General features: G+C 44.7%; 9 protein-coding genes. 8 read left to right on the top strand and 1 reads right to left on the bottom strand.

Annotated elements, in window-relative coordinates; translation table 11 throughout:
• Positions 1-38: 38 nt before the first annotated feature.
• The 6 genes from HMPREF9960_RS03640 (at position 39) to HMPREF9960_RS03615 (ending at position 8,087) form a co-directional block, all read left to right on the top strand.
• Complete coding sequence (locus tag HMPREF9960_RS03640; RefSeq protein WP_005590119.1) at positions 39-1,466, top strand: AcpB/EbpR/MafR family transcriptional regulator; 1,428 nt, start codon at positions 39-41, stop codon at positions 1,464-1,466.
• 157 nt (positions 1,467-1,623) lie between these two features.
• Complete coding sequence (glpK, locus tag HMPREF9960_RS03635; RefSeq protein WP_005590120.1) at positions 1,624-3,132, top strand: glycerol kinase GlpK; 1,509 nt, start codon at positions 1,624-1,626, stop codon at positions 3,130-3,132.
• A 56-nt stretch (positions 3,133-3,188) separates the two neighbouring features.
• Positions 3,189-5,015 (top strand): type 1 glycerol-3-phosphate oxidase, encoded by a 1,827-nt coding sequence (gene glpO / locus HMPREF9960_RS03630; RefSeq protein WP_005590121.1) that lies wholly within the window; start codon positions 3,189-3,191, stop codon positions 5,013-5,015.
• 70 nt (positions 5,016-5,085) lie between these two features.
• On the top strand, positions 5,086-5,790 hold the full coding sequence (locus tag HMPREF9960_RS03625; RefSeq protein WP_005590122.1) for an MIP/aquaporin family protein: 705 nt from the start codon (positions 5,086-5,088) through the stop codon (positions 5,788-5,790).
• Between the two features lie 189 nt (positions 5,791-5,979).
• Positions 5,980-7,017 (top strand): M42 family metallopeptidase, encoded by a 1,038-nt coding sequence (locus tag HMPREF9960_RS03620; RefSeq protein ID WP_005592209.1) that lies wholly within the window; start codon positions 5,980-5,982, stop codon positions 7,015-7,017.
• Positions 7,018-7,112: 95 nt separating this feature from the next.
• On the top strand, positions 7,113-8,087 hold the full coding sequence (locus HMPREF9960_RS03615; protein ID WP_005590124.1) for an alpha/beta hydrolase: 975 nt from the start codon (positions 7,113-7,115) through the stop codon (positions 8,085-8,087).
• Between the two features lie 72 nt (positions 8,088-8,159).
• Here the strand turns inward: HMPREF9960_RS03615 and HMPREF9960_RS03610 are convergent, their stop codons facing one another.
• Complete coding sequence (locus HMPREF9960_RS03610; protein WP_005590125.1) at positions 8,160-9,608, bottom strand: alpha-amylase; 1,449 nt, start codon at positions 9,606-9,608, stop codon at positions 8,160-8,162.
• A gap of 179 nt (positions 9,609-9,787) precedes the next feature.
• Here HMPREF9960_RS03610 and HMPREF9960_RS03605 point away from each other — a divergent pair, with 179 nt between their 5' ends.
• Positions 9,788-12,832, top strand: a complete 3,045-nt coding sequence (locus tag HMPREF9960_RS03605) for a CocE/NonD family hydrolase (RefSeq protein ID WP_005590126.1) — start codon at positions 9,788-9,790, stop codon at positions 12,830-12,832.
• 124 nt (positions 12,833-12,956) lie between these two features.
• On the top strand, positions 12,957-14,570 hold the full coding sequence (locus tag HMPREF9960_RS03600; protein ID WP_005590127.1) for a M20/M25/M40 family metallo-hydrolase: 1,614 nt from the start codon (positions 12,957-12,959) through the stop codon (positions 14,568-14,570).
• Positions 14,571-14,663 lie beyond the last annotated feature (93 nt).

Raw genomic sequence — 14,663 nt, 5'->3', positions numbered from 1 at the left:
GTGTTAAGCTAAGATTAGCAAACTGAAAGGGTTTTCGAATGTATATAGCAGACTTAATGGAAAAGAGTGAAGCGGGGCAGTTTATTGTCCTGTCCTATTTACAGCAACATTCTACATCCAGTTTGAAGGCCGTCATATCTGAAACCGGTTTCTCGAAAGCAACCTTGACCAAGTACATTAGCCTGATTAACGACAAGGCTATGGAACATGAGACAGCCTTATCCATCCAGCTTCAGGAAGAAACACTCAGCCTGTCCATCGGACCGGATACCAAGGGACGGGACATTCGCAGACTCTTTTTGAGCAATGCCGTCAAATACCAGATTTTAAACTACCTGCTCTATCATCAACAGTTTTTGGCTCACCAGTTAGCACAAGAACTCATGATCAGTGAAGCGACCCTCGGCCGCCACATAGCTGGTTTAAATCAGATTTTATCAGAGTTTGAGCTATCTATCCAAAATGGTCGCTTGAAAGGTCCTGAGCACCAGATCCGCTATTTTTATTTTTGCCTCCTTCGCAAGGTCTGGTCCAGTCAAGTTTGGGAAAAGGAACTTCAAAAATCAGAGAGAAGGCAGGAAGTTGCCGTCTTAGAAGAACTCTGTGGAGCTCAGCTCTCGCAAGGACAGCGATTAGACTTGACTCTTTGGGCGCATATTACTCAGCAGCGCCTGCGCGTCAATGCCTGTCAATTTCAAAACATTGAGCAGAAGATGCAGGGCTATTTTGAAAATATCTTCTACCAGCGCTTGCATCGCCGGACGAATGATTTCTTTGCCGGGAAGCACATTACTCTAAGTCAGGAAGATGGGGAAATGATGATTTTCTTTTCATTTCTGCTTTCCCATCGGATTCTGCCCCTGCACACCATGGAGTATATATTAGGCTTTGGCGGTGAAATTGCTAGTCTGATTACGCAACTGATTCAAGAGATGAAGGGCCAGGACTTGCTAGGTGACTATATTGAAGACCAGGTAACCTACGAACTCAGTCAGCTCTGCGCCCGCGTCTTTCTTTTCAAAGGCTATCTCTTACAGGATAAATACAAGCATGATCTGGAACTTCGCCATCCTTACTTATGGAGCGAAGACGATTATCGACAAGTGGCAGACACTATTTTTAGCAAACTGCCTATTTTCCAGCAGGGAACATCTCTGGATAAAAAAGTTTTGTGGGAATGGCTCCAGCTGATGGAGTACATTGCTGAAAACGATGGTCAAGTCATCAAGATAGGCATGGACTTGACGGATAGCTTTATCGTTGTTTCCAGAATGACAGCCATTTTGAGACGATATTTAGAGTACAATCGTTTTATTAGCATTGAATCCTATGACCCAGCTAAAAACTATGACCTTATCATCACCAATAATCCAATTCATCAGACCCCGCAGATTCCCGTCTATTATTTAAAAAATGACTTGGATTTGGAAGACTTGGCTCAAATCCGTCACATGATATTTCATTAAGAAACCTAGAGAAATCTAGGTTTCTTTGTGATTTTCACACAATCTCCTCAAATTTTTTAAAATTTAAAAAAATTGATGAAGAAGAAAGCGCTTTATTTTATATACTAGTTACTGTAAAGAGGAAATCTCCTCAAGATTTTTACCAGGAGGACAGTACATGTCACAAGAAAAATACATCATGGCCATTGACCAAGGAACTACTAGTTCCCGTGCCATCATCTTTAACAAAAAGGGAGAGAAGGTCAGCTCTAGCCAAAAAGAATTTACTCAGATTTTCCCTCAAGCTGGATGGGTTGAGCACAATGCCAATGAAATTTGGAATTCTGTTCAGTCTGTAATTGCTGGAGCCTTTATCGAAAGCGGTGTGAAACCAAGTCAAATCGAAGCCATCGGGATCACCAACCAGCGTGAAACAACTGTCGTCTGGGATAAGAATACAGGTCTTCCTATCTACAATGCTATCGTTTGGCAATCTCGCCAGACTGCTCCTCTGGCTGAACAGCTGAAAAGCCAAGGCTATGTGGAAAAATTCCATGAAAAGACTGGTTTGATTATTGACGCTTACTTCTCTGCTACCAAGGTTCGCTGGATTTTGGATCATGTAGAGGGAGCACAAGAAAGAGCTGAAAAAGGCGAATTGCTCTTTGGTACTATCGATACTTGGCTGGTTTGGAAATTGACCGACGGCGCGGCTCATGTGACCGACTACTCAAATGCAGCTCGTACCATGCTCTATAACATCAAGGAACTCAAATGGGACGACGAGATTTTGGAAATCCTCAATATTCCAAAGGCTATGCTTCCAGAAGTTCGTTCTAACTCAGAAATCTATGGCAAGACTGCTCCATTCCATTTCTACGGTGGAGAAGTTCCAATCTCTGGCATGGCTGGTGACCAGCAGGCAGCTCTCTTTGGACAGTTAGCTTTTGAGCCTGGCATGGTCAAGAATACTTATGGAACTGGTTCTTTCATCATCATGAATACTGGTGAAGAGATGCAGCTGTCTGAAAACAACCTCTTGACAACCATTGGCTACGGAATTAATGGCAAGGTTTATTATGCTTTAGAAGGTTCTATCTTCATTGCCGGAAGTGCCATTCAATGGCTGCGCGACGGTCTTCGCATGGTTGAAAATTCACCAGAATCTGAAAAATATGCTCTCAATTCTCACAACAATGACGAAGTCTATGTCGTACCTGCCTTTACAGGTCTGGGCGCTCCGTACTGGGATCAAAATGCACGTGGATCTGTCTTTGGCTTGACCCGCGGAACCAGCAAAGAAGACTTTATCAAAGCTACCCTGCAATCCATCGCTTACCAAGTACGAGACATCATTGATACCATGCAGGTGGATGCCAAGACTGCTATTCAAGTCCTCAAAGTTGACGGCGGTGCTGCTATGAACAACTTCCTCATGCAATTCCAAGCTGACATTTTGGGAATCGATATTGCCCGTGCTAAAAACTTAGAAACAACTGCTCTTGGTGCAGCCTTCTTGGCAGGACTGTCAGTAGGCTACTGGAAAGACTTAGACGAACTCCGTACTCTCAATGAAACTGGAGAACTCTTTGAGCCGTCTATGAATGAATCCCGTAAGGAACAACTCTACAAAGGATGGAAAAAAGCCGTTAAGGCAACTCAAGTCTTTGCAGAAATCGACGACTGATTTTGATAATCAAGTCAGTAGAAGCATGAAATGACTAAGTTAGAAAGTGTGTAATTATGGAATTTTCAAAGAAAACACGTGAATTATCGATAAAAAAAATGCAGGAACGCACCTTGGACCTCCTGATTATTGGTGGTGGGATTACCGGTGCTGGGGTAGCCTTGCAAGCGGCAGCTAGTGGACTGGAGACCGGTCTGATTGAAATGCAGGACTTTGCAGAAGGGACTTCTAGCCGTTCTACCAAATTGGTCCATGGTGGCCTTCGTTACCTTAAGCAATTCGACGTAGAGGTGGTCTCAGATACAGTTTCTGAGCGTGCTGTGGTACAGCAAATTGCCCCCCATATTCCAAAACCAGATCCTATGCTGCTTCCTGTCTATGAAGAAGATGGCGCTACCTTCAGCCTCTTCCGTCTCAAAGTAGCTATGGACTTGTACGACCTTCTGGCTGGTGTCAACAACACACCAGCTGCTAACAAGGTCTTGAGCAAGGAAGAAGTGCTCGAACGGGAACCTGAACTCAAGAAGGAGGGCCTGGTTGGTGGCGGTGTCTATCTTGACTTCCGCAATAACGACGCACGCCTCGTAATTGAAAATATCAAACGCGCCAACCAAGACGGTGCCCTCATTGCCAACCACGTTAAGGCAGAAGGCTTCCTCTTTGATGAATCTGGAAAGATTACAGGCGTTGTTGCGCGTGACCTCTTGACGGATGAAGTCTTTGAAATCAAGGCTCGCCTAGTCATCAACACAACTGGACCTTGGAGCGATAAGGTGCGCAATCTATCAAATGACGGTGAGCAATACTCACAAATGCGTCCAACCAAGGGTGTTCACTTGGTAGTTGACTCTAGCAAGATCAAGGTTTCTCAGCCAGTCTACTTTGACACAGGCTTGGGAGACGGCCGGATGGTCTTTGTTCTTCCACGTGAAAATAAAACCTACTTTGGTACGACTGACACCGACTACACTGGCGACCTAGAGCATCCAAAAGTAACACAAGAAGATGTGGATTACCTCTTGGGCATTGTCAATAATCGCTTCCCAGAAGCCAAGATCACAATTGACGACATCGAAAGCAGCTGGGCAGGTTTGCGTCCTCTGATTGCAGGAAACAGTGCTTCTGACTACAACGGCGGAAACAACGGTACCATTAGCGACGAAAGCTTCAATGCACTGATTGCGACTGTTGAAAGCTATTTGGCTAAAGAAAAATCTCGTGAGGATGTCGAAGCGGCTGTTACTAAGCTTGAAAGTAGTACATCTGAAAAACACTTAGATCCATCTGCCGTATCTCGTGGCTCTAGTTTAGATCGTGATAACAATGGTCTTTTGACCCTTGCTGGTGGTAAGATTACGGACTATCGTAAGATGGCAGAAGGCGCTATGGAGCGCGTTGTTGAAATCCTCAAAGCCGAATTCGACCGCAGCTTCAAGCTCATCAACTCTAAGACCTACCCTGTTTCAGGCGGAGAACTCAACCCAGCTAATGTCAATTCCGAGATCGAAGCCTTTGCGCAACTTGGTGTCTCACGTGGATTGGACAGCAAGGAGGCCTTCTATCTTGCCAACCTTTATGGTTCCAATGTTCCTAAGGTCTTTGCTCTCGCCCATAGCATCGAGCAAGCGCCAGGTCTTAGCCTAGCGGATACCTTGTCGCTCCACTATGCTATGCGTAACGAATTAGCACTCAGTCCAGTTGACTTCCTGCTTCGCCGGACAAACCACATGCTCTTTATGCGGGACAGCTTAGATGCGATTGTAGAGCCAGTTTTGGATGAAATGGGACGATTCTACGACTGGACAGAAGAAGAAAAAGCAGCCTATCGAAATGACCTAGAAGCTGCCCTTGCGAATAATGATTTAGCAGAATTGAAAAAATAGAAAATAGAAGAAGAGGTGGCGGACCAGTTCTCCTGTCTAGCCTCCCCTTCTTTTAAATGGAGTAATATAGATGATGAAAGAAATATTTGGTGAATTTTTAGGAACCCTGCTCTTGCTCCTTTTGGGGAATGGCGTCGTTGCAGGCGTGGTGCTTCCCAAAACTAAGAGTCACAATTCAGGTTGGATTGTGATTACCATGGGATGGGGGATTGCCGTTGCCATCGCTGCTTTTGTATCTGGCAACCTTGGACCAGCCCATCTGAATCCTGCCCTAACTATCGGAGTAGCTATGAAAGGTGATTTACCTTGGGCATCTGTTCTTCCGTATATCCTCGCTCAGTTTGCAGGTGCTATGGTTGGACAGTTCCTCGTCTTCCTGCAGTTCAAGCCTCATTATCTGGCTGAAGAAAATCCAGCTAACATCCTTGGCACATTCAGCACAGGCCCAGCTATCAAAGACACCTTCTCAAATCTGATTAGCGAAATCCTTGGAACTTTTGTCCTTGTACTGACTATCTTCGCTCTAGGACTTTATAAGCTGCAAGCAGGCATTGGCACTTTTGCAGTCGGAACACTCATTGTCGGGATTGGTCTCTCACTTGGTGGAACGACTGGCTATGCCCTCAACCCAGCTCGTGACTTAGGACCTCGGATCATGCACAGCCTCCTTCCGATTCCAAACAAAGGAAATGGCGATTGGAGCTATGCTTGGATTCCAGTTGTCGGACCAATCATTGGTGCTGTCCTTGCAGTAGCAGTCTTCTCCCTATTTTAGACTAAAATAAAGCATCCTCTTCTCCGAGACTCATATAAGCTTAGAGAAGAGGATTTTTGTATAGATTTTCTAATTCATCGAAGAATTTGCTAAATCAATCTAAAATCAGGAGAAAAGAGCCAGTCAGGACGATATTTGACAGCGGATTTATGCTATAATTGACAGTATAAATGATCTAAAGGAGTTATGATGAATCAAACTGTTCAATATTTACAAGAATTAACGGCTATTCCTTCCCCAACAGGCTTTACGGCTGAGGTGGCGGATTATCTGGTGAAGACACTAGAAGACTTGGGCTATGAGCCTGTCCGGACCAATAAAGGCGGCGTCCATGTCGTGGTTAAAGGAGCAAATGATGCTCAACATCGGGTCGTGACGGCCCATGTGGATACTCTGGGAGCTATTGTACGTGCGGTCAAGCCAGACGGTCGCCTCAAGCTGGATCGGATTGGTGGTTTCCCTTGGAACATGATTGAAGGAGAAAACTGTCTGATCCATGTGGCCAGCAGTGGCAAGACTATCAGCGGGACTATCTTGGTTCACCAGACATCCTGCCATGTCTATAAGGATGCAGGGACGGTTGAGCGTACTCAGGACAATATGGAAGTACGTTTGGATGAAAAGGTGACAAGTGAGAAAGAAACGCGGGATTTAGGAATCGAGGTCGGGGATTTTATTTCCTTCGACCCGCGTACCACGGTTACTGAGTCAGGCTTTATCAAGTCCCGCTTTCTGGATGACAAGGTCAGCGCAGCTATTTTGCTCAATCTTTTGCGCGTTTATAAAGAGGAAAATATTCAGCTACCGGTGACGACTCATTTTGCTTTCAGCGTCTTTGAGGAAGTCGGTCACGGGGCTAATTCCAGCCTACCAGAGCAAGCAGTAGAGTATCTGGCTGTTGATATGGGCGCTATGGGTGACGATCAGCAGACAGATGAGTACACAGTTTCCATATGTGTTAAGGATGCATCAGGACCTTATCACTATGCTTTTCGCCAGCATTTGGTAAATTTAGCCAAGGAGCAGGAGATTCCTTACAAACTGGACATCTATCCATTTTACGGATCGGACGCCTCTGCAGCCATGAGCGCAGGAGCAGAAGTTAAGCACGCTTTGCTAGGCGCTGGCATCGAATCCAGTCACTCTTATGAGCGCACGCATATTGACTCAGTCGTTGCAACTGAGCGCATGGTGGACGCTTATCTGAGAAGTGGCTTGGTGGAGTAATAGTAGAGCATCTAGTCTTGAATAAAAGGCAGAAATCTGATTATCCTATGGAAATCAGAATGGCTGTTCTTGTTTAATCGGTTAAGTCTTCGTAGATGCTTAAAGATATTTGGAAAGTTATGATGTTCAGGTATTTGAAGAAATTCTTTCTGTGTTTGCTTTTTACAATTATAAGTGCTCTGGTCTTAATGTTTACTTATCATCAAATCTGCCTGACTAAAGAGCAGAAAATGCTTGATAAACCCGTAGGGCGCCTGGTTCAAGTAGACGGCAAGAATATGAATGTCTATGTAACTGGTCAGGGAGAGCAGACGCTGGTCTTTTTGGCGGGTGGTGGCACAACGTCCCCTATTCTTGACTTTAAGAGCCTCTATTCTAAATTGGAAAAAGACTATCGGGTTGTTATTGTTGAACGCTTAGGCTATGGCTTCAGTGATGACAGCCAAGGGGATAGCAGAGACATTGACACGGTACTTGCCCAGACGAGGCAGGCTTTACAAAAGGCTGAAATAAAAGGCCCATATATTTTGGTAGCACACTCTATAGCTGGGCTAGAAGCGCTTCATTGGGCTGCAACATATCCAGAAGAAGTCCAAGGCATTATCGGACTGGATATGGCTTTACCGAGTTCTTACACTGATCTGAGGCTCTATCCTTTAGCTTATAAAGGCTTACAAATGGCTGCTAATTTAGGCTTAAGTCGGGTATTTTATGATGCTGACAAGCAGGTTCCCGCTCTTGCGTCTGGTGATTTGACAGCAGAAGAAAAGCAGGTATACAAGGCTCTTTTCTATCGTCGTTCACTGTCAAATGCTGTTTATGAAGAGGTCACCCAGGTCAAACAAAATGCTGAGCTAGTTTCGAAGGAAAAGCTTCCTGAACGACCGTTCTTGCTCTTTTCTTCAAATGGCCAAGGGACTGGCTTTAGTCAGGGAGAATGGCAGAGCTTCCAGAAGGATTTTGAAGCGCAGCATCCACAGACAGAGCTAATTCTACTAGACTGCCCTCATTATGTGCATGATTACGCCAGTGATGAGTTGGCAGAAAAAATAAAGCAGTTTTTAAAATAGTAGGTTTTATAGGAGCTTGAAATACGAGAAAACCGAGAGGGAATTTTTCCCTCTCGGTTTTGGATATACAAATTATTTGACAGACCAGACACTGACTGATTTTTCCTCCACTGGAAATTCTCCCCAGCCTTCTTCGTCAATGGTTACGATTTGAGAGCTGTTGCCCAGATAATCGCTGAATTCTCTACCAGCCCATTCTGAACCGACCAGCATACGTTTGCTGCTGGCTTGGTCATTGCTGATAACAACAGCGATTGGCTGACCACCGTCCTTGCCTTGGCGAATCCATCCGATACAGTTGGCATCGTCAAAGTAGTCAGTCTGCTCACCGTAAGCTAGGTTGAGACGAATATCCAAGAGCTTGTCCAGTACGTCTTGGAAGCTCTCTTGGGCAAATTCCCCACTAATACCATAGTAGTCACCATAAAATACGCAAGGCAGTCCCTCCTCTCGAAGTAGGATAAGAGCATAGGCTGCTGGCTTGAACCATTCTTCGACAGTAGACTCCAGAGCTTGTCCTCGCTGGGTGTCGTGATTGTCCACGAAGGTCACGGCTGATTCAGGATGATTCTTAGCAAGCGTCTGATCAAAAATCGTCCGCAGGTCAAAGTCTGCCCCAGCTATGCTAGCGTCAAAGAAATTATGGTGGAGCTTGACGTCAACCAGATCAAAGCGGTATTCGATATTTTTTAGATAGTCGTTATTAGCCGTCTCATCGCTGTTCCAAAATTCCCCAAAAACATAGAAATCCTCACCGTATTTTGCAGTTATATCGCGGATAAAATTTCTCATAAAGAAGGAGTCAATGTGCTTGACAGCATCTAAACGAAATCCTTGAACACCTGTTGTTTCGATAAACCAGTAAACCCAGTCGTAGAGGTTTTGAATGACCTCTGGATGCTTGAAGTCAATATCGGCATACATGAGATAGTCATAGTTGCCGTTCTCATTGTCCACCAGCTCATCGTCTGCCCAGCCTTTATTGTCTCCTTGGATAAGGAAAATGCCTGACTTGTTGTTTTTGGCATCATAGTCCGTACCGGTAAAGTGGTACCAATGCCATTCAAAGTCATTGTAGGTTTTATTGCGGCCTGGGAAGACAAACTTAGTCCATCCTTTGATTTCGAAAGGTTCTGACAAGACCTTAGTTCGGTCGTTAGGATCCACTTCAACGACAGTAAAACGCTCCTTGTAGTCCGCAGCTGCTTTGTGATTGAGGACTACATCAGCCATGGGTTCAATGCCATTGGCTTTGAGAGTTTGGATAGCTTTTAGGTAGTCTTCCTTAAAACCATATTTGGTGCGGACGGTTCCTTTTTGGTCAAACTCACCTAAGTCGAAGAGATCATAAACTCCATAGCCGACATCATTTGAGCCTGTTGCTTTGAAAGCTGGTGGCATCCAAACCTTGCGGATACCTTTTGATGCAAGATGTGGGGCATCCTCCGCCAATCGATTCCAATGTTGTCCATCATTTGGTAAGTACCATTCAAAATATTGCATTAATGTTTGATTTTCCATACGAGATACCTCACATTCTTGGGATGGGTCTATTTTACCAAAAGAAGAATGATGACACAAACGTTTATATAAGTTAATTTTATATTTTTTGCTCATAAGATAAAACTAGCATTGAATTTAAAACGCTTACATAGTATAATGGACAAGTAATAAACTTTATAAAAAGAAAGGGGTTCTTTATGAAAAAGAGAGGACTAGTGAGGTTACTCTTATCAGTCTCGCTATTTGCACCTTTGGCCCTAGGCCAGGTTGTTCAAGCCGATGAGGCGAGTCAGGCGAATGTCGAAAGCAAGGAAATTCTTCAAACAGAAGCTGTCGCAAAGCCATCTGAACCGGAATCTTCAGTCCAGCAACCAGCAGTTTTAGAGGTTGAAAGCAAGGAATCGTCGGCTACTGCAAGACCAGAAAAGCAAGAAGAGGAATCGGTCACTGCTGAAAAATCAGTTGTGGACTCTGAAAAGTCTGCTTCATCATTGGAGTCGCTACCTTTAGCTTTGGCTCAAGATGCTAGCTTGGTGCCTTCTGCTGTGCCTGCCACTGCTAAAGGACAAGACCTGTCTGCTTATACGGGGAGTCTTTCAAATCCTGCCTTGGCTGATAAGGAATTGACCCTACAAGAAGCAGTCGATGAGCTACTGAAATGGGCAGCCGTCAATGAATCTCAGCTAGGCACTAGTGCTCAAGATAGAGTGAATCTAGCTAAGAGCATGGGAATGATTGATAAAGAGGCCGATTTGACGGCTCGCGTACAGGGAAGCAATCTGCAGACTATGTATGCAGTTGCCAAGCGCCTGCATGATGCCTATCGTGCTGAAAAGAAAGCACCGCTCTTTTTGAATGGTCGGGCGCAGCCAATTTTCCCATACAGTAGTGGAGCTAAGGAAGATAAAGACTATTCGTATGAGAAAAGCGATATCGTCCGTTTTCCTGTCTATGTTGAGACGGATCATGATACGGATGGAGACGGAAAGCGTGACCTCGTCAAGGCTATCGTACAACTTCCGAAAGCAGTAGCTCAAGGTGATTTTAAGGCTTCGACGATTTTAGAAGCCCGTCCTTATGTCGCGGGGACTTTGGATGAAAACTATGTGACCTTAGAAAGTCTCAATCTGCCGACAAACGGTTCTTATGACATGAAGAGTTTGCACAATAAGCCTGCTAAGCGCCAACCGGTGTCTAGTATGAGTAGTATTGATGCGGCGAAGAAAGCCAAAGCGTCAGATTGGTACTATTATAGCCCTTATGAAGGGATTTATGATTACGAGAATTTGAACTGGTATGATTACTTCCTAGTGCGCGGCTATGCCTTTGTTTCCAGTGCTGGTCTAGGTACTAAGGGGTCAGAAGGCTTCAATACGACTGGATCTGATTTGGAAGTAGAAGCCTTTAAAAATATTGTCGAATGGGTTAACGGTAAACGGACAGCCTACACAGACAGAACTAGCAATATTGAAATCAAGGCTGACTGGGCCAATGGCAAAGTCGGCATGACTGGCCTATCTTGGGCCGGTACGACAACTTTCGGTGTGGCAACAACGGTTGTAGAAGGCCTGAGAACCATCGTTCCAGCCGCAGGAATTGCTAGCTGGTATGATTATTTCAATAGTCAAGGGACAGCTTACAGCAATCCGCCATACAGTGATCTGTCTTGGCTGTCACTCTATGTTTCTACTCGGATGCTCGACCAAGACGATTGGGCTTCAATCTGGAACAAGTATGCTGACTACATCAATCAGCTAAACAAGGACCAAAAAGCTCACGGTCGCAATTATAGCCAAATTTGGCGGGAACGCGATTATACCCTAAATTCAGGAAAGATAAAGACTAGCGCCCTGCTGGTACATGGCTTAAATGATGACAACGTCAAAACCAAACAGTTCGAGCTTATGTACGATGTCTTGAAAAAAGCGGGACAAAATGTAAAACTCTACCTCCACCAAGGAGACCATGTCCATCCAGCAGCTATCTCTCGAGGGTATGGTATCAAGGCCAACAATCAAGATTTCTATGACTTACTCAATATTTGGTTCTCTCATTATCTTTACGATGTCAAGAACGATGTCAGCAAGCTTCCTGCTGTCTTGGCACAAAATAACTACGATCCAAATAAATGGACGAGCTATGACAATTGGAAAAGCACCAATCGTTTGATTTTGACAGCTAAGTCCAAACGTCTAGAAGAAACTATCTCCAGTGACTATGCGGCTGCTGGGATTGACACTAGCAAGCGAGATGAAACTGTCAGTCAAGGATCTTCTAAGTCCAACATGACCTTTATGACAGAAGTCAAAGAAGACACGACTATCAAGGGCCATATTCCAGTCCACTTCAAGGCAGCCTTGGCCAAGGGCAGTGGCAAAAACTTGCAGGTCAATACGCTCTTGGTAGATGTATCAGACAAAGAGTTTGATGTTGTTGGAAATGGTGCTGCTAGTGATGACAGCAAGGCTGGTGACTTCTGGATGGGTAGCAATCTCAGCAATCTGGATGTTAAAAACTTTGCGACAACCAAAACCAAATACAAGGTCATTGCTAAGGGCTGGCTAAACTTAGCCAATCCAGAATCAGACTATACACCGTCTAGTTCAGAAAAAAGTATTAAGCCAAAAGTCGGCCAATTTCATGATTATACCATGTATTTGCAGCCGAATCTTTACACGGTGAAAAAAGGCCACAAGCTAGCTCTGGTCTTCAATACTTATGACCCTAGCGACCTGACAATTAAGCGTCAGTATGCGGTGACTTTCAAGACGGATTCTATTAGTGCGCTAGTACCGACTGTGGAAGCGAGTCGTTCTCAAAAAGCTGATTATGTAGCAAGTGCCCTTGATACGGAATATGCTAACTTACCTGAAATTCTTGGTGAAAAGCTAGTTGCACCAGAAATCAGAGAAGTCCCAGAATATATCTTTGATAGACAGGAGCCACAACAAGAAGCTCCGTTAGTCGATTTGAGGGTTGGACGTAAAGAAGATGAGAAAGGCGTGACTGACCATATGCAGCAATTAGGCAGTCAGAAAGTGGTGCCTCAAGTGCAGCAATTGGCTAGTCAACCAGAAGCGTCTCAAGTGGAGCAGGCAGCTGTTCAACAAGCTCAACAAGCCGCAGCTTCCTTGCCAAAAACTGGTAGCCATTCAGAAAAAGGAATGTTCTATCTAGGCTTGGTGCTTTTTGTCAGCACATTCGGCATGTCTGGCCTCGTTAAGAAATATTCTCATCGTTAGTCATTACAAGAAAAAAGCAGCCAAACATTCCTGACTAGATAAAGATTGGCTGCTTTTGCCTTATCGTCTTTCAGCTGGCCTTGGCTTGCAAGCCAGAAGCACCAGCAATATAGAGGTAGAAAGAATGAAACAGTATATTCAAGATATTTTTGACCAAAGTATGGCGATTGAAAGTTTTACCCATACTAGTTCTGAACGGAAGATTGAAGCCTTTCTTCAGGAGCGGATAGGGAAGATTCCTTATTTTCAGGAGCATCCTGAGCTGTTTGGCTGCTATCAGATTCCAAATGATTTTTATGAACGCAGTGTCAACTGGGCGCTGGTCAAGCGGGATACAGCTGACACCGTAATTCTTTTTCATCATCATGATACAGTAGATATTGAGGACTTTGGCAGTCTCAAAGACTGGGCTTTTGATAATCAGTCCCTTAAAGAAAAATTACCCTCCATTTCTTCAGATTCAGATCTTTTAGCGGATATTGCGTCGGACAAGTGGCAGTTCGGTCGGGGCTCTTGCGACATGAAGGCCGCTCTGGCCTTGCAGCTGGGAGTAGTGGAGAGATATAGTCAGATACAGTCTGGTCAGGTCAATTTGCTTTATTTGTCGGTCGGAGATGAGGAGTCCTATTCCCAAGGAATGCGGGCAGCGACAGCCTTGCTTGCTGAATTGAAGGAGCGCTTCCAGCTTCATTACCTTCTGGCTGTGGATTCTGAGCCTTTTGAGAGTCAGTCAGCGGAGGAAAAGGTACTTCATATAGGAACAGTCGGCAAGTTGATGCCAGTTGTCGTGACTCAGGGCATCCTTTCTCATATGAAAGAGCCACTAAAGGGAATCAATGCCCTGTCCTTGCTGGCCAAGGTTGCTGAAAAAATTGACCTCAATCCGGCTCTATCCGACATGGCCTACGGCGAACGTTCGCCTCTGCCATCATGGTCTTATCTGCGTGATTTGAAGGAAAATTATGATGTGTCAACAGTGCTGCGTGCTGCAGGTTATTTCAGCGTCCTTTATCTAGAAAAGAGTCCAAGTGAGCTGCTGGCGACCATAAAGAATCTCAGTCAGGAAGCAGTAGATGGCTTTTATCAAAACTATTGTCAGCTTCAGAAAGTCTATCAAGAAAGGAAGCATGTACCGAAACCGCGCGTGCTGACTTATCAGGAATTACTGCAAGAATGCCAAGAAAAAATCGGTTTTGAAGGTACCTTGAAGAAAATTTATGAAGAAGCCCAGCAAGCCTTGCAAGAGGGTGCCTCCTATCAGGAAATCAGCATTCAAAATATCCAGAAAGTTTTAGATTTCTACGACCGTAAGGAAGCTTTGGTTGTCTTAGCAATCGCGCCGCCTTACTACCCATCCATGAATTGTCGTCGTCTGTCGGACAGTCCGATTAGGATTGATGAGGTCGTTCAACTCTATCAAGATTATCTGGACAAGGAAGCCAGCTGTCAACTCCAAGTGGACGAATTTTTCATGGGAATTTGTGACCTTAGTTACTGTGCCTTGGAGAAGCCTGTCGCTGAATACCAAGACCTGATTGCCAGTATGCCTGTGCCTGAGAATCTCTATCATCTGGATTTCCCAGAAATTGCGGCCAATCATATCCTCGGTATCAATCTCGGTCCATGGGGCAAGGACTTGCATCAGCTTACTGAGCGTGTCTATGAGCAGGATATGCTGGAAACCATTCCTAATTTCTTGCTCTATCTGCTGGAGAATGCTCAATCTTTTAAGGTCTAAAGGATAGTTATGGATTCTTTCAAAGCAAAATCCGAACTTTTTCGCTCATTTTAAGACAAATAACTTTTAAGATAGTATAATAAGCTTAAAACA

The sequence above is a fragment of the Streptococcus cristatus ATCC 51100 genome, from assembly GCF_000222765.1.
GTDB classification, from domain to species: domain Bacteria; phylum Bacillota; class Bacilli; order Lactobacillales; family Streptococcaceae; genus Streptococcus; species Streptococcus cristatus.
The sequence above is the reverse complement of the archived record's forward strand: the minus strand, read 5'-3'. Positions and strand labels throughout refer to the sequence as shown.